This window comes from Streptomyces sp. NPDC001219 (assembly GCF_053597915.1).
Genome location: NZ_JBSFJF010000037.1, coordinates 43,175 through 64,789, shown reverse-complemented (window position 1 = coordinate 64,789; position 21,615 = coordinate 43,175). Strand labels below are relative to the sequence as shown.

Below are 21,615 nucleotides of genomic sequence, written 5' to 3'. Positions count from 1 at the left end.
TCCTGAGGCACGGGCCGCACTACACCGAGGATGAGGACGCCAGATATCGGCCCACGGTTCCCGGCAGTCTGCATGCCGCACAGACTACGCACGGCCAAAACCTGCCCAGTGTTGAAATTCACTCCAAATCAGTCAGGTTGATGAGAACGATTCGGTGATGTGATGCCGTTCACCGTGCCCCCACTTGTTCCGCCCCGGTGGCCGTTCTATCGTCTGGATGTATCGAGTCGATACATCAGCACGACATAAAGAACGCACCGGACCAAGGAGGCGGAGGATGAGCAGACGCTCCGGCATCCTCGAGTTCGCCGTCCTCGGCCTGCTCCGCGAGTCCCCGATGCACGGCTATGAGCTGCGAAAACGGCTCAACACCTCGCTCGGGGTCTTCCGTGCGTTCAGCTACGGCACCCTCTACCCCTGCCTCAAGGCGCTGGTCGCCAGCGGCTGGCTGATCGAGGAGACGGACGGCGCCCCGGAGGGCGTACCCGCTGCCTCTCTGACAGGGCGCCGGGCCAAGATCGTCTACAGATTGACCGCAGCGGGCAAAGAACACTTCGAGGAGTTGCTCGCCCACTCCGGGCCGGACGCCTGGGAGGACGAGCACTTCGGCGTCCGCTTCGCGTTTTTCGGCCAGACCTCGCGGGACGTACGGATGCGCGTGCTGGAAGGCCGCCGCAGCCGGCTGGAGGAGCGCCTGGAGAGGATGCGTACCTCTCTGGCCAGGTCCCGGGAGCGGCTGGACGACTACACCCTCGAACTGCAGCGGCACGCCATGGAATCCGTGGAACGCGAAGTCCGTTGGCTGAACGAGCTCATCGAGAGTGAGCGCGCCGGGCGTGACCGGCGCCCCACGGGTTCCGCAGCGCAGGACACGAAGAACCAGTCAGGAGATACGGGCGGCCTGCCCCGGCACCGGGGTGGTTCCCGGCCGGATCCGTCCGATGACACCACCACATGAGGCTCTGCTGTGCAGTCCTCATCGAGAACACAGGGAGCAACCGGAATGGGTTCGGTTCGCGTAGCCATCGTCGGCGTGGGCAACTGCGCCGCCTCGCTGGTACAGGGCGTCGAGTACTACAAGGACGCCGACCCGAAGAGCCGCGTGCCCGGCCTCATGCACGTGCAGTTCGGCGACTACCACGTGCGTGACATCGAGTTCGTGGCCGCCTTCGACGTCGACGCCAAGAAGGTCGGGCTCGACCTCGCGGATGCCATCGGCGCCAGCGAGAACAACACCATCAAGATCTGCGACGTGCCGAACGCCGGCGTCCAGGTCCAGCGCGGTCACACCCTCGACGGCCTGGGCAAGTACTACCGCCAGACGATCGAGGAGTCCGCCGAGGCCCCGGTCGACGTCGTCCAGGTCCTCAAGGACACGCAGGCCGACGTGCTGGTCTGCTACCTCCCGGTCGGCTCCGAGGACGCCGCGAAGTACTACGCCCAGTGCGCCATCGACGCCAAGGTCGGCTTCGTCAACGCCCTCCCGGTCTTCATCGCCGGCACCAAGGAGTGGGCGGACAAGTTCACCGAGGCCGGTGTCCCGATCGTCGGTGACGACATCAAGTCGCAGGTCGGCGCCACGATCACGCACCGTGTGATGGCCAAGCTCTTCGAGGACCGGGGCGTCATCCTGGACCGCACGATGCAGCTGAACGTCGGCGGCAACATGGACTTCAAGAACATGCTCGAGCGCGAGCGCCTGGAGTCCAAGAAGATCTCCAAGACCCAGGCCGTCACCTCCCAGATCCGGGACCGTGAGCTGGGCGAGGACAACGTCCACATCGGTCCGTCGGACTTCGTGGCCTGGCTGGACGACCGCAAGTGGGCGTACGTCCGCCTGGAGGGCCGCGCCTTCGGTGACGTTCCGCTGAACCTGGAGTACAAGCTCGAGGTCTGGGACTCCCCGAACTCCGCGGGTGTCATCATCGACGCCCTGCGCGCCGCGAAGATCGCCAAGGACCGCGGCATCGGCGGCCCGATCCTCTCCGCGTCCTCGTACTTCATGAAGTCGCCGCCGGTGCAGTACTTCGACGACGAGGCACGGGAGAACGTCGAGAAGTTCATCAACGGCGACGTCGAGCGCTGAGCCGCCCCGACGCACCCTCCCACCGCAGGCCCCCGGGCATTCCGCCCGGGGGCCTGCGGGCTGTGTGAGGCTGTGCGTCATGCATGCTGTGCGCGCCCTTCGCGTATTACTCCGGCTACGCGACTTCCGCTCGCTCCTTGCCGCACGGCTCCTGTCCCAGGCGGCCGACGGGGTGTACCAGGTCGCGCTCGCCGCCTTCGTCGTCTTCTCGCCCGAGAGGCAGGCCTCACCCGCCGCCATCGCCTCCGCCATGGCGATCCTGCTGCTCCCGTACTCCCTCCTCGGACCGTTCACCGGGGTGCTGCTCGACCGCTGGCGGCGGCGTCAGGTCCTGCTGTACGGAAACCTGCTGCGCTCCCTGCTGGCCATGGCCACCGCGACGCTGATCGTCTCGGAGGCCGCCGACTGGCTCTTCTATGCCTCGGCCCTCTCCGTGACCGCCGTGAACCGCTTCGTCCTGGCCGGGCTCTCGGCCGCGCTGCCACGGGTGGTCGACGGGGAAGAACAGCTGGTCATGGCCAACTCCCTGACGCCTACGGCCGGGACGCTCGCCGCGACTGCGGGCGGCGGGCTCGCCTTCGCCGTCCGGCTGGCCGGCCCGGATGTGGACGCCTACGTCGTACTGCTCGCCGCGGTCCTCTATTTCTGCTCGGCCCTGACCTCCCTGCGCATGGCACCACAGCTGCTCGGTCCCGACCCGGCACGCCTCCAACCGCACCTGCGGGCAGCCCTGTTGAGCACCGCGCGCGGGCTGAGGGAAGGGCTGCGCCATCTCGCCGAGCGGCGCACCCCGGCCCGCGCACTGATCGCGATGGCCCTGATGCGCTTCTGCTACGGGGCGCTGACGGTCATGGTGCTGATGCTGTGCCGGTACTCCTGGGCCGCGACCCAGTCCGAGGGACTGGCGCTGCTCGGGATCACCGTCGGCGTGTCAGGAGCGGGCTTCTTCGCGGCGGCGGTCGTCACGCCCTGGGCCGTCGCGCGGCTCACCGCGTTCGGCTGGATCGCGGCCTGCGCGGCGCTGGGCGCGGTACTGCTGCCGTCTCTCGGGCTGTTCTTCGCACCGGGTCCGATGCTGGCCGCCGCGTTCGTCCTCGGCCTGAGCACCCAAGGAACCAAGATCTCCACGGACACGATCGTCCAGTCGACGGTCGATGACGCCTTCCGCGGCCGCTCCTTCGCTCTCTACGACGTGCTCTTCAACGTCGCCTTCGTCGGGGCCGCCGCGGTCGCGGCCCTCATGCTGCCTCCGGACGGACGGTCCGCCGCGCTCCTGGGCATGGTGACCGTGCTCTATGCGCTGATCGCCGCGGCGACGGTCCGCTCGGTGCGCCGCTAGTCATCGCCCCCTCGCCGCTCAGCCCCCTGGGCCCGGCAACTGGGCGCCACGGGGACCAGATACCTTACGGGCGTCCTGCAACACGAGCCTGTACACATCAATATCGGGGGAGTTCCATGACCACGCCGCCTCAGGGCCAGCATCCATACGGCCAGGCGCCGTACGGGCAACCGCCCTACGGACAGCCGCCCTACGGCCAGAGCCCGTATCCGCAGGCGCCGCAAGCGCCCCAGGCCCCCTACGGCCAGCCCCAGGGCTACGCCTACCCGCCGCAGCCGCAGGCTCCGTACGGACAGCAGCCGCCGGCGGGTTACCCGATGGCTCCTCAGCAGCCCCTGCACGGCGGAGCTCCCATGCCTCCGCCGCCGCAGCCCGCCAAGCGCCGGTCCGTCAAGTCGATCCTGAGGGCCATCGGGCTCGTCATCGCGGTGATCGCCTTCGCATTCTTCTGGATCACCAGCCAGGACGACGCGGAGAACGCTGAGGCCGGTGACTGTGTGCAGAAGTCCAGCAGCTCACTCGACGACGGGCTCAAGGTGGTGGACTGCAGCAGCTCCGAAGCCGAGTACAAGGTGAGCAAGGTGCACAACAACACCACGGACCCGACGGTGTGCGCCGAGGGCGAGTCGGCCTACACCAAGAGCGTGCACCGGCGCAGGAGCGGCGACACCCGCATGGTGCTCTGCCTGACCTCGGTGAAGTAGCGCACGCCGAACGCGCCGGAAGACAAAGGAGCGGTGTTTCACGTGAAACACCGCTCCTCGTTTCACGTGAAACACCGCCCGTTGCAGGCTCAGCTCTGAGCGGCCCACCACTCCTTCAACGCAGCGATCGCCGCGTCGCGCTCCATGGGCCCGTGCTCCAGCCGGATCTCCAGCATCTGCTTGTACGCCTTGCCGACCTCGGGCCCCGGGCGCAGGCCCAGAACCTCCATGATCTCGTTGCCGTCCAGGTCCGGACGGATCGCGTCCAGCTCTTCCTGATCCTGAAGCCGCGCGATGCGCTCCTCGAGCCCGTCGTAGGCGCGCGACAGGGCCCCGGCCTTGCGCTTGTTGCGGGTGGTGCAGTCCGAGCGCGTCAGCTTGTGCAGCCGCTCCAGCTGCGGGCCGGCGTCCCGTACGTACCGGCGGACCGCGGAGTCCGTCCACTCGCCCGTCCCGTAGCCGTGGAAGCGCAGATGCAGCTCCACCAGCCGCGAGACGTCCTTGACCAGGTCGTTCGAGTACTTCAGCGCGGTCATCCGCTTCTTGGTCATCTTCGCGCCCACCACCTCGTGGTGATGGAAGGAGACCCGGCCGTCCTTCTCGAAGCGCCGCGTCCGGGGCTTGCCGATGTCGTGCAGGAGAGCCGCCAGCCGCAGCACGAGGTCGGGCCCGTTCTCCTCAAGGTCGATCGCCTGCTCCAGCACCGTCAGCGAGTGCTCGTAGACGTCCTTGTGGCGGTGATGCTCGTCACTTTCCAGCCGCAGGGCGGGCAGCTCGGGCAGCACATGCCCGGACAGGCCCGATTCGACCAGCAGCCGCAGCCCCTCGCGCGGGTGCGGCGCCAGGATCAGCTTGTTCAGTTCGTCCCGTACGCGCTCCGCGGAGACGATCTCGATGCGGTCCGACATCGCCTTCATCGCGGCGAAGACCTCGGGGTCCACCGCGAAGTCCAGCTGCGCGGCGAAGCGGGCCGCGCGCATCATCCGCAGCGGATCGTCGGAGAACGACTCCTCCGGCGTCCCCGGCGTCCGCAGCACCCGCGCCGCCAGGTCCTCCAGACCGTCGTGCGGGTCGACGAACTCCTTCTGCGGCAGCAGCACCGCCATGGCGTTCACCGTGAAGTCCCGGCGCACCAGGTCCTGCTCGATGGAGTCACCGTACGAGACCTCGGGCTTGCGGGAGGTGCGGTCGTAGGCCTCGGACCGGTAGGTCGTGACCTCGATGTCGAAGGAGTCCTTCTTGCAGCCGACCGTGCCGAAGGCGATGCCGACCTCCCAGACCGCGTCCGCCCACGGCCGGACGATCTTCAGCACGTCCTCCGGCCGGGCATCGGTGGTGAAGTCCAGGTCATTGCCGAGCCGGCCCAGCAGCGCATCCCGGACCGAGCCGCCGACCAGGGCAAGTGTGAACCCGGCCTCCTGGAATCGACGGGCCAGGTCATCCGCGACGGGGGACACCCGCAGCAGCTCGCTCACGGCACGGCGCTGGACATGGTTCAGCGCGTTCGTCGGCTGCGCGGTCCGCTCGGCGATCGGGGCGTGGAGGTCATTGTTGGCGTTCGGCACAACAAAACAGGGTACGTGGCCGCGCAGCACCCGGCGCCACGCAATAAAGGGGACAGGCCGGGCACGGGCCTCCGCTCCGCGATCATGTGGAGCAGTCCGCGGCACTCCGACGCGCCGGGCCTCGTTACCATTCGTGGACGCACATTCCGACGACCACTGACGACGACGAGGGACGGACGAGCGCGTGGCCGAGGCGGCAGGGTTCCAGGCGACTGAACGGCCGCGTGGTCGATGGCTGCGACGGACCGTGACACTGCTCACTGGAGTGCTCCTGCTCGTGGGGCTGCTCCAGGTCCCGCACCCCTCCACCGCCCAGGCGGCCCCGACCGGCTCCCGCACGGTCGACGTCACCATCGACTCGATGACCCCGCCCGCTCCCTCCAAGGGCGGCAAGGTCACGGTCTCCGGCACGCTGACCAATGACAGCCGCGGCACGATCACCGACGCCCATGTCGGCATGCACCGCGGGGACGCGCTCGGCGGCCGTAGCTCCATCGACAATGTGTCCCGTCGCACGGGGTATCTGCCCAGCGCGGACGGCAGGGAGATCGACGGCAGCGAGAAGAAGATCGGCAAGCTGGAGCCCGGGGTCAGCCGCCCCTTCAGCCTCAGCGTGCCGGTCAAGGACCTCCGCCTCGACAAGGACGGTGTGTACCAGATCGGTGTCTCCGTGTCCGGGCGCTCGCAGGCCGCGCCCTACGGCCAGGTCCTCGGTTTCGACCGGACGCTGCTGCCCTGGCAGGAGGCCGATGCCACGAAGAAGACGCAGCTCACGTACCTGTGGCCGCTGATCTCCTCCACCCACCTCACCGCCGAGACCGACGCCGACACCCAGCAGACGCCGGTCTTCCGCAACGACGACCTCGCCGCCGAGCTCGCGCCGGGCGGCCGGCTCCAGCAGATGGTCGCGCTCAGCAAGAACCTGCCGGTGACCTTCGTCATCGATCCCGATCTGCTCGCGACCGTCGACGCGATGACCAAGTCGTACCGGGTGAACGGCCCGGACGGCCCCATGGGCAAGAACCAGGCGGTCGCCAAGCAGTGGCTGCACGATCTCGAAGAGGCGACCATGACGCATGAGGTCGTCGCGCTGCCCTTCGCCGACCCCGACCTGGCCTCGCTCGCCCATCACGGCAAGGGCGTGCCCAGCGCGCTCAGCCACCTCGGCCCGGCCACCGACCTCGCCGAGACGACCGTGGACACGATCCTCGATGTGAAGCCGCGCACGGACTTCGCCTGGCCCGTCGACGGCGCGATCGACTCCTCCGTCGTGGACGTCGCGACCTCGGCCGGTGCGCACAACGTGATCACCCGCAGCGACAGCCTGCGGGAGACCGGCGGGCTGTCCTACACCCCGACGGCGGCCCGCCCCATCGGCGGCGGCAACACGGCCATCGTCGCGGACGCCCAGCTCTCCCGGGCCTTCGAAGGCGATATGTCGAAGACCGGAAAGGCCGCCCACGCGGTCCAGAACTTCGTCGCCCAGACCCAGATGATCAGCCTGGAGGACCCCGGCCGGCAGCGCAGCGTCGTCGTGGCGCCGCAGCGCATGCCGTCGGTCAGCCAGGCCCACGCCATGGCCACCGCGCTGCGGACCCTGGAGGACTCCGGGAGCTGGTCCCAGCCGCTGAGCCTCGGCAAGGCGGCCAAGGCCAAGCCCGACCGCTCGGCCACCCGCCGGGTCCCGAGCGGCGCCGCCTACCCCTCCTCACTCCGCCGGCAGGAACTCCCCACCTCCGCCTTCCGGCAGATCCAGGGCACCCAGGCCGCACTGGACGACTACCGCGTGATCCTGGCCCAGCCGCAGCGCGTGGTGACCCCGTTCGGCAGCGCCATAATGCGGGAGATGTCGACGGAGTGGCGCGGCGACGCCGGCGGTGCCGCGAGTTACCGGCACTCCGTCCGCAACTACCTCGACGGTCTGACCAGGAAGGTGCACCTGATCCAGAAGTCGGGGGCGACGCTCTCCGGGCGCAGCGCCACGATTCCGGTGACGGTCCAGAACAACCTGGTCCAGGGCGTCAAGGACATGACGCTGAAGCTGACCTCGTCCCAGCCCAACCGTCTGGACGCGGGCAAGGCGCAGACGATCACGGTGGACGGCGGCCACAGCCAGTCGTTCAAGTTCGCCACCACGGCGAACGCCAACGGCCGGGCCTGGGTGACCGCCCAGCTCTACACGGCGGACGGAAAGCCCTACGGTGCCCCCATGAGGTTCCAGGTGAACGTCACGGAGATCACCGCCACGGTGATGCTCGTGATCGCCGGGGGTGTGCTGCTGCTGGTCCTCGCGGGTGTGCGGATCTACCTCCAGCGCAAGCGGGCGGCCTCCCAGCGCACCGACGACGGGCCCGACGGCGAGGGTTCCGACGGCGACAGCGGTACGGACGACGACAACGGCGGCACGGACGGTGACGAGCCGGAGCAGCCGAGTGACCCCACGCCGGACACCGGATCGGAAAGCTCCGACCCGTCCGGCTCAGGTGAGAAAGTGGACCGTTGATAGGTAGCGGGGCCGGTTGGCCGGCGACGGATGAGGTGGGGCAGCGATGAATGCGCCGTATGACGGTGACCGGGGCCGGGGCGCCAGTGGCGACCCCACCCGCCCGGTCCCTCCGACGCCCCCGTTGCCCGCGGACCAGGACCCTTACGTCCAGGACGCCTACCGCAACGATCCGCACCGCGCCCAGGACCCGACGGCACAGGAGCCGGTGACCCAGGCGCGCTACGACCGCGCCGCTCACCCACCGCCGGCCCCGGGACAGCCCGCGCCTCCGCTCTACCACCAGCCCGCCGCGGGCCGCCACACGCCCGACCCGCAGCAGCAATGGGCCCCGCCCCCGCCGTCCGGGCCGCAGGACGCGACCCAGCACCTCCCGTACGTCGATCCGTACGCCGATGCCCAGGCGACGACGCAGTTCCTGGGCGTCCAGGGCCTGGCCCCCCAGGCCGCCGGCGAGCGTCCGGAGCCCGACGCCTTCGCGCATCTCTACCGCGACCAGCAGCACTACGAGCCCCAGCAGCCCGCTCCGGTGCCTCCGGGCACCCCGGCGGCCGGCGCGGTGCCCGGTCCGGAGGCGGTGCCCCAGCAGCCCGCGCCGGAGCCGGAGCCCGCCCCCGTGGCGGCGGCCGGCAAGCCCTCCGGCGGCCGGGCGTCCGGTCTGCTCAAGTCCAGCGCGGTGATGGCCGCCGGCACGATGGTGTCGCGTCTCACGGGCTTCGTCCGCTCGGCACTGATCGTCGCGGCGCTCGGCGGTGCGGTGCTCGGTGACTCCTGGCAGGTCGCCTACCAGCTTCCGACGATGATCTTCATCCTGACCATCGGCGGCGGCCTGAACTCCGTCTTCGTCCCGCAGCTGGTCCGCGCGATGAAGGAGGACGACGACGGCGGCGAGGCCTACGCCAACCGGCTGCTGACGCTGGTCATGGTGGTCCTCGGCGTGCTGACGGTCCTGTCGGTCTTCGCGGCGCCACTGCTGGTGAAGCTGGTCTCCTTCGACATCTCCCGCGACCCGGCGGCCAACGAGGTCGCCGTCGCGTTCACCCGCTACTGCGTACCCACGATCTTCTTCATGGGTCTGCACGTCGTGATGGGACAGATCCTCAACGCCCGCGGCCGCTTCGGCGCGATGATGTGGACCCCGGTCCTCAACAACATCGTGATGATCGCCACCTTCGGCCTGTTCCTCTGGGTCTACGGCTCGGCGGAGACCTCGCACATCGGCGTCACCACCGTCCCCGACGAGGGCATCCGGCTCCTGGGCATCGGCACCCTCCTCGGGCTCGTCGTCCAGGCACTGGCCATGATCCCGTACCTGCGCGACGCCGACTTCAAGCTCCGGCTCCGCTTCGACTGGCGCGGCCACGGCCTGGGCAAGGCCGCCAAGCTCGCCAAGTGGACGGTGCTGTTCGTGCTCGCGAACCAGGCCGGCGTCCTGGTCGTCACCCAGCTCTCCACCTGGGCCGGAAACACCGCCAACGACCAGGGGCACCCGGGCACCGGCTTCATCTCGTACGCCAGCGCACAGCTGATCTGGAACATGCCGCAGGCGATCATCACGGTCTCCGTGATGGCGGCCCTGCTGCCGCGACTGGCCCGCTCGGCACACGACGGCGACAACGGGGCCGTCCGCGACGACATCTCGCAGGGCCTGCGCACCTCCGCCGTCGCCATCGTCCCGATCTCGTTCGGCTTCCTCTCCCTCGGCATCCCGCTGTGCACGCTGGTCTACGGTTCGTCCGGCGCCGGCATCCCGATGGGCTACATGCTGATGGGCTTCGGTGTCGGCCTGATCCCGTTCTCGGTGCAGTACGTCGTCCTGCGCGCCTTCTACGCGTACGAGGACACCCGCACCCCCTTCTACAACACGGTGATCGTCGCCGCCGTCAACGCAGCGGCCTCCGGCCTCTGCTTCCTGGTGCTGCCCGCCCGCTGGGCCGTGGTCGGCATGGCGGCCTCCTACGGACTGGCGTACATCATCGGCGTCGGTGTGGCCTGGCGGCGGCTGGGCAAGCGCATGGGCGGCGATCTCGACACCGCCCATGTCGTGCGGACCTACGCACGGCTGGCCGGTGCCAGCATTCCGGCCACGGTGATCTCCGGGGCCGTGGTGTACGGCATCATGCAGATGCTCGGCAGCGGGTTCCTGGGGTCGCTCGCCGCTCTGGTCGCCGGCGCCGCCGCACTTGTGGCCGTGTTCTACGCGGCCGCACGCAAAATGCGCGTCCAGGAACTCAACGCCCTGGTAGGCATGGTCCGGTCGAAGCTTGGACGTTGATTGAGCACAACCATCGACTGCCACCGTGTGTCGTGCATAGTGGCGGACTGTGGGCACAATTGTCTTGGCTCATTGAGCCTGCAACGGATGGGGAGGCAGGAACGACGGTGGCGGAACGGAGCACGGCTGCCGTCGACGTGGCAGACACGAGCGGTGAGGAACCGCTGACCGCCAAGGCGGGCAAGGCCACGGACGACGGTGCTAAGGCCGAGAAGGTATCCGGCGGGGAACAGGACGCTGCGGGCACCGATGAGGAGCGTGCCGAGGCGATCGAAGCCCAGCCACCGGAACTGCACAGCGGCCACAAGCTTGCCAGACGCTACCGCCTCGAAGAGTGCGTCACCCGTCTGGACGGATTCAGCAGCTGGCGTGCGGTGGACGAAATGCTGCGCCGCGCCGTCGGTGTGCACATCCTGCCCGCCGACCATCCCAGAGCCCGGCCGGTGCTGTCGGCCGCCCGCTCGTCGGCGCTGCTCGGTGACCCCCGGTTCGTCCAGGTCCTGGACGCCGTCGAGGAGAACGACCTCGTCTACGTCGTCCATGAGTGGCTGCCGGACGCCACCGAGCTCACCACGGTGCTCGCCAACGGCCCGCTGGAGCCGCACGACGCCTACCAGCTCGTCAGCCAGGTCTCCCAGGCCATGGCCGCCGCGCACCGCGAGGGTCTCTCCCATCTGCGGATCACCCCCGGCTCGGTGCTGCGTACGGAGTCCGGGCAGTACCGCATCCGCGGCCTGGCCGTCATGGCGGCGCTGCGCGGCATCACCTGCGAGTCCCCGCAGCGCACGGACACCGAGGCGATCGGTGCACTGCTCTACGCCGCGCTGACCCAGCGCTGGCCGTACGAGAACGACGCCCATGGCCTCACCGGCCTGCCCAAGGGCGTCGGGCTGATCGCGCCCGACCAGGTGCGCGCCGGAGTTCACCGCGGGCTGTCCGAGCTGGCCATGCGCGCGCTGATCAACGATGGCGCCACGGCCTCCCGCCAGGAGCAGCCGTGCACCACCCCGGAGGAGCTGGCCAAGGCCGTCGCGGCCATGCCCCGTATCCGGCCCCCGGAGACCGCCTTCACCGCACCTCCGCCGTACCAGCGGACGGGCTTCCAGCAGGGCAGCTACCGGCAGCCCGCGGCGCGCAACGCCCAGGTCGGGGCGACGCAGCCGGTCACCACTCCGCCGCCCCCGCTGCAGAGCCGCACCGGACGGGCCCTGAAGTGGTCCGTCTCTGCGCTGCTCATCGCGGCACTGGGCCTGGGCAGCTGGCAGCTGGCGGACACCCTGCTGAAGCGGGAGAGCGACCAGGAAGACCCGGGTAACTCTCAGACGAGCAGCGGTGCGGCCAAGAAGCCCACGGGCAAGCCGGTCAAGATCGTGGACGCCGGGGAGTACTACCCCGACGGCCAGCCGCAGCACGCGAACCAGGCGAAGGACACCTACGACGGGGACCCCAGCACCTTCTGGGGCAGCAGGAGCTATGAAGAGGGCCCCACGCTGAACCCGGCCTTCAAGAAGGGCGTCGGCCTCGTCTACGACCTCGGATCGAAGCAGCAGATAAGCGCCGCGTCGATCGGACTGCACTTCGTCGGCAACCACACGACCCTTTCGCTCTACGCGGCCCATTCGCTCTCCCCGTCGGAACCGCTGAGCTCCATGCAGAAGCTCGGCACGGGGGAGGCCTCGGGGTCGACCCTGAAGGTCAAGCTGGACCAGCCGGCAAAGACGCGCTTCGTGGTCGTATGGATCACCGCGATGCCGTTCGCGCAGAGTGACGGGTACACCGACCCCGGCTACCGGCAGGGTGTGACAGAGGTGTCCTTCACCAACTGAGCAGGCGGTGAGTACGGACGACCGTGGGGGCTCCGGCCGGATTTCCGGCCGGAGCCCCCACGCATGGTGATCCGCTATGTCATGGGCCGTATCCGCACCCGAGAACGGCGCATTTCCGCCCCCGCCTGCTGATCACTGCCATTCGACGGCATTTACTTTCATGACCTGGCGGGCTTGAATGGGACCGAGATCAGGCAGCTACGGCCGGGGGGCCCGTGTCCACCGACAGCGACGAGGCTTCGACACCAACCGACGCCGATCTCCTTGCCCTGCACGTAAAAGGCGACCCCGATGCCTTCGGGGAGATAGTCCGGCGCCATCGCGACCGGCTCTGGGCGGTGGCGCTGCGCACTCTCGGCGATCGGGAAGAAGCCGCCGACGCCGTGCAGGACGCCCTGGTCTCCGCGTACCGAGCGGCACACACCTTCCGCGGTCAGTCCGCGGTGACGACATGGCTGCACCGCATCACGGTCAACGCCTGTCTGGACCGGGCCCGCAAAGCCGCCTCGCGGCGCACCTCTCCCGTCGCCGAGACCGAGCGGCTGGAGCAGCTGCTCGAGCCCGAGGAATCCGCTGAGGCACCCGCCGAGCGTCAGGATCTGCACCGCGAGCTGCTCAGCGCCCTGCGCACCCTCCCCGAGGACCAGCGGGCCGTGCTCGTCCTCGTCGACATGCAGGGATACCCCGTCGCGGAGGCCGCGTCGATCCTCGACATCCCGGCCGGAACGGTGAAAAGCCGCTGCGCCCGCGGCCGGGCGCGGCTCCTCCCCTTGGTCACCCATCTGCGCGCCGGCAACGGGGATAGCAAACCCGTGAGCCGGGGAAGGAACCGGGCGCAGGGGACATCCGTCCCACCGACGGCAGGACCCAAGGGCACAGGTGCCGTGAAGGGCGGAGGTGGGCGAGCGTGACGTCGACGACCGGCACGGGTGAGCACCCCACAGGTGAGCACCCGGAGGTAACCGAGATCTCCGAGTTCACGGACGGGCTGCTTTCCCCCGCACGGACCGCGGAACTGCGCGACCATCTCTCCTCCTGCCCCCTGTGCGACGACGTCTATGCCTCCCTGGAGGAAATCCGGTCACTGCTCGGCACGCTCCCCGGTCCGCTGCGAATGCCGACCGATGTCGCGGGCCGCATCGATGCCGCCCTCGCCGCCGAGGCGCTGCTGGATGCCACCACTCCTGTAAGCACGGCTCATGTTTCACGTGAAACGGCCGCCGCCCCCGTCGTGGTTTCACGTGAAACCGGCGACGAGGCGCCACGCCGGGGAACGCCGTCCGGCCGGCCCGCCGGACGCCCCCGGGGCTCCTCCGGACCGGGACGCCAGACGCCGGGCGGCCGCGGGTCCCGTGCGCGGCGCTGGCCGCGGATTCTGCTCGGCACCGCGGCGGCCGCTGCGGTCTTCAGCGTGGGTGGCCTGCTCATCCAGAACGCCACCCTCGACGGCAGCCAGACGGGCAAGCAGGACCGAACCACCGCCGCCCCGGAGAAGAACCACGGTGCGGGCGCACTGACCGCGGCCAGCCTCGAATCACATGTCCACGATCTGCTGGCGACCAAGCGGTCGCACAAGTCCCCGGGCATCGGCACCCGGAGCTCCCCCGACACGCCGCTGCGCGGCAGCGCCGACACCCTTCCGTCGTGCGTCCGTCAGGGCGTTGCCCGTCCGGAGAGCCCGCTGGCGACCAGCCACACCCGCTACCAGGGCAAGGACGCCTACCTCGTGGTGCTGCCCGATCCGTCCGACACCCAGCGCGTCACCGCGTATGTGATCGCTTCCTCTTGTGTCTCCGCCACCCCTCCGACTCCCGGAAAGGTTCTGCTGTCGCACTCGTTCCAGCGAGACTGAGCGACGAGAAGTGCGCTGTGACACTCCGGGAATGCTCGCCCCGTAGGATCCGTTGGGTGGGGTGAGAGAACCGAGAGCCCCAGCAAGCAGTCGGCAGAGACAAGGAAGACACCCGTGAGCGACGTCCGCAACGTGATCATCATCGGCTCCGGGCCCGCGGGCTACACCGCAGCGCTCTACACCGCCCGCGCGTCCCTGAAGCCGCTGGTCTTCGAAGGTGCCGTCACCGCCGGAGGCGCGCTGATGAACACCACCGACGTGGAGAACTTCCCCGGTTTCCGCGACGGCATCATGGGGCCGGACCTCATGGACAACATGCGTGCCCAGGCGGAGCGCTTCGGCGCCGAGCTGGTGCCCGACGACATTGTCGCGGTCGATCTCTCCGACGAGATCAAGACCGTCACCGACACCGCTGGAAACGTGCACCGGGCGAAGACCGTGATCGTCAGCACCGGCTCCCAGCACCGCAAGCTCGGTCTGCCCCGTGAGGACGAGCTGTCCGGTCGCGGCGTCTCGTGGTGCGCCACCTGCGACGGGTTCTTCTTCAAGGACCAGGACATCGCCGTCATCGGCGGCGGCGACACCGCGATGGAGGAGGCCACGTTCCTCTCCCGCTTCGCCAAGTCCGTCACGGTCGTCCACCGCCGTGACACCCTGCGGGCCAGCAAGGCGATGCAGGAGCGTGCGTTCGCCGACCCGAAGATCAAGTTCGCGTGGGACAGCGAGGTCGCCGAGATCCACGGCGAGAGCAAGCTGTCGGGTCTGACGCTGCGCAACCTGAAGAGCGGCGAGACCTCGGAACTCCCCGTCACCGGCCTCTTCATCGCCATCGGCCACGACCCGCGGACCGAGCTGTTCAAGGACCAGCTGAAGCTCGACGACGACGGCTACCTCAAGGTCGACGCGCCCAGCACGCGTACCAACCTGACGGGCGTCTTCGCCGCCGGCGATGTCGTCGACCACACCTACCGCCAGGCGATCACCGCGGCCGGCACGGGCTGCTCCGCCGCCCTCGACGCCGAGCGGTTCCTCGCCTCGCTGTCGGACGGCGAGGCGACGGCCGAGCCGGAGAAGACCCCCGCCGCCTGATCCGCGCACCCCGCTTTCCCACACCCACCGAGTAAGGAGAATCCCATGGCCGGCGCCACGGTGACCGTCACGGACGCCAACTTCGAAGAGGTCGTCCTCAAGAGCGACAAGCCCGTTCTCGTGGACTTCTGGGCCACCTGGTGCGGCCCGTGCCGCCAGGTTGCCCCGTCCCTGGAGGCGATCGCCGCAGAGAACGACGGGATCGTCATCGCCAAGCTGAACACCGACGAGAACCCGGCCACCACCGCCAAGTACGGCGTCATGTCGATCCCGACCATGAACGTCTACCAGGGCGGCGAGGTCGTGAAGACCATCGTCGGCGCCAAGCCGAAGGCCGCGATCGAGCGCGACCTGGCGGACTTCCTCGGCTGAGTCACGCCGCCTCGTTTCACGGGAAACGGGCCCGCCCCCGACAAGGGGGTGGGCCCGTTCTCTGTTTCACGGGAAACGCCGGCTCTACAGCGGCCGCAGTGCGGGTTCCTTCTGGACGGCTCCCAGCAAGCGGTCGAGGGCCAGCTCCACATCTTCCTTCCACGAGATCGTGGTGCGGAGCTCGAGGCGCAGCCGAGGGAAACGGGGATGAGGACGCACGGTCTTGAAGCCCACCGCGAGCAGGTGATCTGCGGGCAGTACACAGGCCGGTTCGCTCCAGCGGGCATCGCCGAAGGCCTCAATGGCTTTGAAGCCACGCTGGATGAGGTCCTTGGCGACCGTCTGGACCATCACCCGCCCCAGCCCCTGCCCCTGGTAGCCGGGGATCAGCCATGCCGTCAGCAGCTGTACCGCGTCGGGCGAAACCGGGCTGGTGGGGAAGGCCGTGGAACGTGGCACATAGGCCGGCGGGGCGTACATCACGAACCCGACCGGCACCTCATCGACATAGACCACCCGCCCACAGGACCCCCACTCCAGCAGTACTGCCGAGATCCAGGCTTCCTTCTCCAGCTCGGGGCGACCCGCCTTTACCGCGGCCTCACCGCTGACGGGGTCGAGCTCCCAGAAAACACAGGAGCGGCAGCGCTTGGGGAGGTCCGGAAGGTTGTCCAGCGTGAGCGGTACGAGCCGACGGCCCATGAACCCAGGTCCTCGCTTTCCTCGCCTGCCACACCCCGAAGCGCCGTCAGCGCCACCTGCTCTCTGAGCAGACCACCAACGAACCCTCCGACGGCTGCGAGGCCGAACCCCGCTGCCAGCAGTCCGGTGCGGCTCACCGATCGCATGGCCCTCTCCTCGGTGTGTGAGATGTCTCCACATGGATACGTGCCATACCCGAACGCATCGTATCCACCCTTTACGGGCACGGGTACCGCAAGCGCGCAAAGGGCGGGCCGTGTTCCGGTATGGGTTCCGGAACACGGCCCGCCCTTGGAGCCGAGAGCATCAGCTCACTCCTCGTCGCTGTTCTCCTCGGCCAGCGTCTGGCCCAGGACGCGCCCCTCCCCCGGGGCGAGGGTGCCGAGGATGCGCTCCAGATCGTCCATCGAGGCGAACTCAACGACGATCTTTCCCTTCTTCTGCCCCAGGTCGACCTTCACCCGGGTCTCGAAGCGGTCGGACAGCCGGGAGGCGAGACCCGTGAGCGCGGGGGACACCCGGGCGCCCGCACGGGGCCCCTTGGCCTTGCTCGCGCCCGTGGGGGTCGACCCCATGAGCGTCACGATCTCCTCGACGGAACGGACCGACAGTCCCTCCGCCACGATGCGGCGCGCCAGGTGGTCCTGCTCTTCCGTGTCCTCCACGGAAAGCAGGGCACGGGCGTGGCCCGCGGAGAGCACACCCGCGGCAAGCCGCTTCTGCACGGACGGGGAGAGCTTCAGCAGCCGCAGCGTGTTGGAGACCTGCGGGCGCGAACGCCCGATCCGGTCAGCCAGCTCGTCATGGGTGCACTTGAAGTCCTTCAGCAACTGGTCATAGGCGGCGGCCTCTTCCAGCGGGTTGAGCTGGGCCCGGTGGAGGTTCTCCAGGAGCGCGTCGAGCAGCAGCTTCTCGTCGCCCGTGGCCCGTACGATCGCGGGAATCTTCTCCAGACCGGCCTCACGGCAGGCCCGCCAGCGGCGCTCACCCATGATGAGCTCATACCGCCCCGGTCCCGTCTGACGGACCACCACCGGCTGAAGCAGGCCCACCTCCTTGATGGAGGTGACCAGCTCGGCCAGGGCGTCCTCGTCAAAGACCTCCCGCGGCTGCCGCGGGTTCGGCTTGATGGAATCCAGAGGCACCTCGGCGAAGTGCGCGCCGGCCACCTCCGAGACGCCCGCCGCCGATGCCTCTGTCCCGGCCGGTGCTTCCGTTTCACGTGAAACACCGTGTGCGGGAAGCGACGTCACCTTGGCCGCCGCCACCCCACGTTCCGGGGCCAGGACGGGTGCGGACGAGGATGAACTCGCCCCCTGCCCCGCGGACCCGATCTGATCCGTGCTCTGCGGTGCTGCGGGGATCAGCGCACCGAGCCCACGGCCCAGGCCTCTACGTCGTTCACTCACTGAGTCCCCTCCGAGATGCTGTGCTGTGCTTCATAGTTGACGCTGAGGCCCTGACCCCCGGTCTGCGGGACCCCACGCAAGGCGATCTCCCGGGCCGCTTCGAGATAGGAAAGCGAGCCACTGGACCCCGGGTCATAGGTGAGCACCGTCTGCCCATAGCTGGGTGCCTCGGAGATGCGTACGGAGCGGGGGATGCTCGTACGGAGCACCTCATGGCCGAAGTGGCTGCGCACCTCATCGGCGACCTGAGACGCCAGACGGGTCCGTCCGTCGTACATGGTGAGCAGGATCGTCGAGACATGCAGCTTGGGGTTGAGATGGCCCCGCACCAGATCGACGTTCCGCAGTAGCTGCCCCAGCCCCTCCAGCGCGTAGTACTCGCACTGGATCGGGATCAGCACCTCGGCACCGGCGACCAGCGCGTTGACCGTCAGCAGGCCGAGGGAGGGCGGGCAGTCGATGAAGATGTAGTCCAGCGGCTGTTCGTACGCCTTGATGGCGCGGTCCAGCCGGCTCTCGCGTGCCACCAGCGAGACCAGCTCGATCTCCGCACCGGCCAGATCGATCGTGGCGGGCGCACAGAACAGGCCCTCTACATCCACGACCGGCTGCACCACGTCGGAGAGAGGCTTGCTGTCCACCAGCACGTCATAGATGGAGGGCACTTCGGAGTGGTGGTCGATCCCCAGTGCCGTGGAGGCATTGCCCTGGGGGTCGAGGTCGATCACCAGGACTCGGGCACCGTGCAGAGCCAAGGAGGCCGCCAGGTTCACCGTGGTCGTGGTCTTGCCGACCCCGCCCTTCTGGTTGGCAACCACCATGACCCGGGTCTGTTCAGGCCGGGGCAGCCCCTCACCCGCGCGGCCAAGTGCCTCCACCGCCAGCTGAGCTGCACGACCGATCGGGGTGTCGTCCATCGGGGGCGGCGTTTCACGTGAAACGTCGTCCCCGAACGACTCGCTACGGGGACCGGGGACCGGATCGGTCATCGGTCCCGCGATGTTGGCGTCGGACCGCAAGGATTCACTCTCCTCGACATCAGGCTCGCAATGTTCAGAGCGTGCCATGCTTTTGGTGTCGTGAACCAGTGAGGTCCGTTCTCCTGTGGACGAATCCACTTCTGTGGATACTTCGCTGACCCTTGTGGGTCTACGGTCGCGCGGCGCGGCGGCCGCACGACCACGGTCGATGATCCCTTGCAGCAGAGAACGACGTTTCACGTGAAACACGATGCCAGCGTCGCGCCTGAATGAGCCGCGACACTCCGTCTTGTGTCGTTTTGGTGGCATTTACGGAATTCGCCCGTTCCTTGATTCCCGGAACGGCATGTCCGTACCTCGATGCCGGCCCCTCGCACGCCGGCATCAGACCATCAGCGTCGGCGCCCCCTCGACACACGGCTCGCGCGCGCCGCCTTCGCCCGCTTGGCCGCGAAGCGCACACCACCGGGGCTCTCGCCCACCTCGACCCGCACCACGGTCGACGGCGGATCGACGATGCCCTCGCCCACATGCACCACCGAGGTCTCCACCACGCCGAGCTTGCTCAGCGCCGCCCGAGCCCCCTTGAGCTCTTCCTCCGCGGCATCGCCCTTGAGCGCCAGCATCTCGCCGTAGGGACGCAGCAGCGGCACCCCCCAGCCGGCCAGCCGGTCGAGCGGGGCGACGGCACGCGCCGTCACCACATGGACCTGGGGGAGCTTGCCCATGACTTCTTCGGCCCGCCCGCGCACGACGGTGACATGGTCCAGCCCGAGCAGCTCGACGACCTCCTGGAGGAAGTTCGTACGCCGCAGCAGCGGTTCCAGCAGCGTGATCTTGAGGTCCGGGCGCACCAGCGCCAGCGGGATACCGGGCAGCCCGGCCCCCGAACCCACATCACAGACCGAGACGCCCTCGGGCACCACCTCGGAAAGCACCGCGCAGTTCAACAGATGCCGCTCCCAAAGCCGCGGCACCTCGCGCGGGCCGATGAGCCCACGCGTCACCCCGGCGTCGGCGAGCAGTTCGCCGTACCGCACGGCTTCCGGAAAGCGCTCACCGAATACCTCCTCCGCCGTCTTCGGCGCAGGAGGGAGCTCCGCTGCTGCCTCCGTCACGGGAACCGCCCTTCCTCTGGACTGCTTTTTCTGCCGGGAACCCGGGTCATGCCCCGGGATAACACAGAACGCTGACAAGTTTTGGCCCCGCCTGCGAGCAGACGGGGCCAAAGAAAACGGGAGCGCTGAGTGGTCAGGCCGGGAGGACAACCACTCGACGCTGCGGCTCCTCGCCCTCGGACTCGCTCCGAAGCCCCGCCGCCGCCACCGCGTCGTGGACGACCTTGCGCTCGAAGGGCGTCATCGGGTCGAGCTTCACCGGCTGCCCGGTGCCCTTGGCCTCCTTCGCCGCCTTGGCGCCGAGCTCCGAGAGCTCCTCACGCTTGCGCGCCCGGAAGCCGGCGATGTCCAGCATCAGACGGCTGCGGTCACCGGTTTCACGGTGAACAGCCAGCCGGGTCAGCTCCTGCAGCGCCTCCAGCACCTCACCGTCGCGGCCCACCAGCTTCCGCAGATCACGGCTGGTCGAGTCGCTGATGATCGACACCGCGGCGCGGTCGGCCTCGACATCCATGTCGATGTCACCATCGAGGTCGGCGATGTCCAGCAGACCCTCGAGGTAGTCGGCCGCGATCTCGCCTTCCTGCTCCAGGCGGCTCAGGGTGTCGGTGCCCTTGGTGGCAGGGGTCGTGTCCGTCACGAAAGGACTCCTTCTTACTTCTTGGTCGGGTGCTTGGGGCGCTGCTGGCCCTTGCGCTGTCCGGACTTGGAGGTGCGGGACGCGGAGTCGCCGGCCTTCCCCTTGCCGTCCTGCGTGTCCTTCTTCTCCAGCGACTGCTTCTTCGCAGCACCCTGACCGGAGCCCGAGCCACCCGAGGCCGATCCGGCACGCGTACGGTTCTGCGCGTCGCCGGCCGGAGCGCCGCCGGACTGCCGCTTGCTCTTCGTCTGACGCTTGGGCTGCTGGCGGTTCTGGCGCGCCTCCTCGGCGGCCTCCTTCGCCGCGACCTCCGCCGGGGCCTCGACGAGCTTGCCCGCGGCACGCAGCCGCTCCTGGCGCTCCTGGAAAGCCTTGCTGCCCGGGGTCGGGTTACGACGGATGATGAACATCTGCTGGCCCATGGTCCACACGTTGGTGGTCAGCCAGTAGACGAGAACACCGACGGGGAAGTTGATGCCGAAGACGGCGAACATGATGGGGAAGACGTACATCAGCATCTTCTGCTGCTGCATGAACGGCGTCTTCACCGTGAGGTCGACGTTCTTGGTCATCAGCTGGCGCTGCGTGTAGAACTGCGACGCCGACATCAGAACGATCATGATGACCGTGACCACGCGGACGTCGACCACGGAAGCACCCAGGCTCTGGATCTTCTCCGCGCTGTCCATGAACTTCGCCGCCAGCGGCGCACCGAAGATGTGGGCCTTCTGCGCGCTCTCCAGAAGCGGCTGGTCGATGACACCGACCACCTTGTTCTGGGCGATGTGGTTCAGGACCTGGTACAGCGAGATGAAGAACGGCGACTGGGCCAGAATCGGGAGACAGCTCGAGAGCGGGTTGGTGCCCGTCTCCTTGTAGAGCTTCATCATCTCTTCGGACTGGCGCTGCTTGTCGCTCTTGTAGCGCTCCTGGATCGCCTTCATCTTCGGCTGGAGCGCCTGCATGTTCCGCGTCGACTTGATCTGCTTCACGAAGAGCGGGATCAGGCAGATACGGATCAGCACCACCAGCGAGACGATGGACAGACCCCACGCCGCGCCACTGTCCTTGTCAAAGATGAGGCTGTAGAACGAGTGGAACTGGACGATGATCCAGGAAACAGCGATATAGAGGGGACTGAGGATCGTGTCCACG

At 68.6% G+C, this 21,615-nt stretch carries 18 protein-coding genes; 11 read left to right on the top strand and 7 right to left on the bottom strand.

The window, feature by feature from the left end; translation table 11 throughout:
- The first annotated feature begins 277 nt into the window (after positions 1–277).
- The 4 genes from ACWC9R_RS23070 to ACWC9R_RS23055 all read left to right on the top strand — a co-directional run bounded on the left by ACWC9R_RS23070 (position 278) and on the right by ACWC9R_RS23055 (position 4,129).
- Complete coding sequence (locus ACWC9R_RS23070) at positions 278–958, top strand: PadR family transcriptional regulator (RefSeq protein ID WP_450734112.1); 681 nt, start codon at positions 278–280, stop codon at positions 956–958.
- Between the two features lie 45 nt (positions 959–1,003).
- On the top strand, positions 1,004–2,086 hold the full coding sequence (locus tag ACWC9R_RS23065; RefSeq protein WP_362600355.1) for an inositol-3-phosphate synthase: 1,083 nt from the start codon (positions 1,004–1,006) through the stop codon (positions 2,084–2,086).
- Positions 2,087–2,165: 79 nt separating this feature from the next.
- Complete coding sequence (locus tag ACWC9R_RS23060) at positions 2,166–3,425, top strand: MFS transporter (RefSeq protein WP_450734110.1); 1,260 nt, start codon at positions 2,166–2,168, stop codon at positions 3,423–3,425.
- A 116-nt stretch (positions 3,426–3,541) separates the two neighbouring features.
- Positions 3,542–4,129, top strand: coding sequence for an LppU/SCO3897 family protein (locus ACWC9R_RS23055; RefSeq protein WP_450734109.1), 588 nt, complete (start codon positions 3,542–3,544; stop codon positions 4,127–4,129).
- 89 nt (positions 4,130–4,218) lie between these two features.
- On the opposite strand, the gene ACWC9R_RS23050 is transcribed toward ACWC9R_RS23055, so the two are convergent.
- Positions 4,219–5,694, bottom strand: coding sequence for a CCA tRNA nucleotidyltransferase (locus ACWC9R_RS23050; RefSeq protein ID WP_450734107.1), 1,476 nt, complete (start codon positions 5,692–5,694; stop codon positions 4,219–4,221).
- A gap of 247 nt (positions 5,695–5,941) precedes the next feature.
- Here ACWC9R_RS23050 and ACWC9R_RS23045 point away from each other — a divergent pair, with 247 nt between their 5' ends.
- The 7 genes from ACWC9R_RS23045 (at position 5,942) to trxA (ending at position 15,611) form a co-directional block, all read left to right on the top strand.
- Positions 5,942–8,197, top strand: coding sequence for a DUF6049 family protein (locus ACWC9R_RS23045; protein ID WP_450734105.1), 2,256 nt, complete (start codon positions 5,942–5,944; stop codon positions 8,195–8,197).
- A gap of 46 nt (positions 8,198–8,243) precedes the next feature.
- On the top strand, positions 8,244–10,472 hold the full coding sequence (gene murJ / locus ACWC9R_RS23040) for a murein biosynthesis integral membrane protein MurJ (RefSeq protein ID WP_450734103.1): 2,229 nt from the start codon (positions 8,244–8,246) through the stop codon (positions 10,470–10,472).
- A gap of 107 nt (positions 10,473–10,579) precedes the next feature.
- The gene (locus tag ACWC9R_RS23035; protein ID WP_450734101.1) at positions 10,580–12,298 is read left to right on the top strand and encodes a protein kinase family protein; all 1,719 of its coding nucleotides are present in this window, start codon (positions 10,580–10,582) and stop codon (positions 12,296–12,298) included.
- A 215-nt stretch (positions 12,299–12,513) separates the two neighbouring features.
- Positions 12,514–13,209 carry an RNA polymerase sigma factor SigM gene (gene sigM, locus ACWC9R_RS23030; protein ID WP_450734099.1) on the top strand — a complete coding sequence of 232 codons (696 nt, stop codon included), beginning with the start codon at positions 12,514–12,516 and terminating at the stop codon, positions 13,207–13,209.
- On the top strand, positions 13,206–14,150 hold the full coding sequence (locus ACWC9R_RS23025; RefSeq protein WP_450734097.1) for an anti-sigma factor family protein: 945 nt from the start codon (positions 13,206–13,208) through the stop codon (positions 14,148–14,150). Before sigM ends, ACWC9R_RS23025 begins: the two co-directional genes overlap by 4 nt.
- A 114-nt stretch (positions 14,151–14,264) precedes the next feature.
- Positions 14,265–15,239 (top strand): thioredoxin-disulfide reductase, encoded by a 975-nt coding sequence (gene trxB / locus ACWC9R_RS23020; protein WP_450734095.1) that lies wholly within the window; start codon positions 14,265–14,267, stop codon positions 15,237–15,239.
- A gap of 45 nt (positions 15,240–15,284) precedes the next feature.
- The gene (trxA, locus tag ACWC9R_RS23015) at positions 15,285–15,611 is read left to right on the top strand and encodes a thioredoxin (protein WP_450734094.1); all 327 of its coding nucleotides are present in this window, start codon (positions 15,285–15,287) and stop codon (positions 15,609–15,611) included.
- An 84-nt stretch (positions 15,612–15,695) separates the two neighbouring features.
- On the opposite strand, the gene ACWC9R_RS23010 is transcribed toward trxA, so the two are convergent.
- The 6 genes from ACWC9R_RS23010 to yidC all read right to left on the bottom strand — a co-directional run bounded on the left by ACWC9R_RS23010 (position 15,696) and on the right by yidC (position 21,614).
- Positions 15,696–16,313, bottom strand: a complete 618-nt coding sequence (locus ACWC9R_RS23010) for a GNAT family N-acetyltransferase (RefSeq protein ID WP_030075726.1) — start codon at positions 16,311–16,313, stop codon at positions 15,696–15,698.
- 311 nt (positions 16,314–16,624) lie between these two features.
- On the bottom strand, positions 16,625–17,722 hold the full coding sequence (locus ACWC9R_RS23005; protein ID WP_450734092.1) for a ParB/RepB/Spo0J family partition protein: 1,098 nt from the start codon (positions 17,720–17,722) through the stop codon (positions 16,625–16,627).
- Positions 17,719–18,789, bottom strand: coding sequence for an AAA family ATPase (locus ACWC9R_RS23000; RefSeq protein WP_393357866.1), 1,071 nt, complete (start codon positions 18,787–18,789; stop codon positions 17,719–17,721). Before ACWC9R_RS23000 ends, ACWC9R_RS23005 begins: the two co-directional genes overlap by 4 nt.
- A gap of 305 nt (positions 18,790–19,094) precedes the next feature.
- Positions 19,095–19,820, bottom strand: coding sequence for a 16S rRNA (guanine(527)-N(7))-methyltransferase RsmG (gene rsmG, locus ACWC9R_RS22995; protein WP_362600394.1), 726 nt, complete (start codon positions 19,818–19,820; stop codon positions 19,095–19,097).
- A gap of 133 nt (positions 19,821–19,953) precedes the next feature.
- Complete coding sequence (locus ACWC9R_RS22990) at positions 19,954–20,460, bottom strand: Jag family protein (protein ID WP_450734090.1); 507 nt, start codon at positions 20,458–20,460, stop codon at positions 19,954–19,956.
- 14 nt (positions 20,461–20,474) lie between these two features.
- Positions 20,475–21,614 (bottom strand): membrane protein insertase YidC, encoded by a 1,140-nt coding sequence (yidC, locus tag ACWC9R_RS22985; RefSeq protein WP_450734088.1) that lies wholly within the window; start codon positions 21,612–21,614, stop codon positions 20,475–20,477.
- Position 21,615 lies beyond the last annotated feature (1 nt).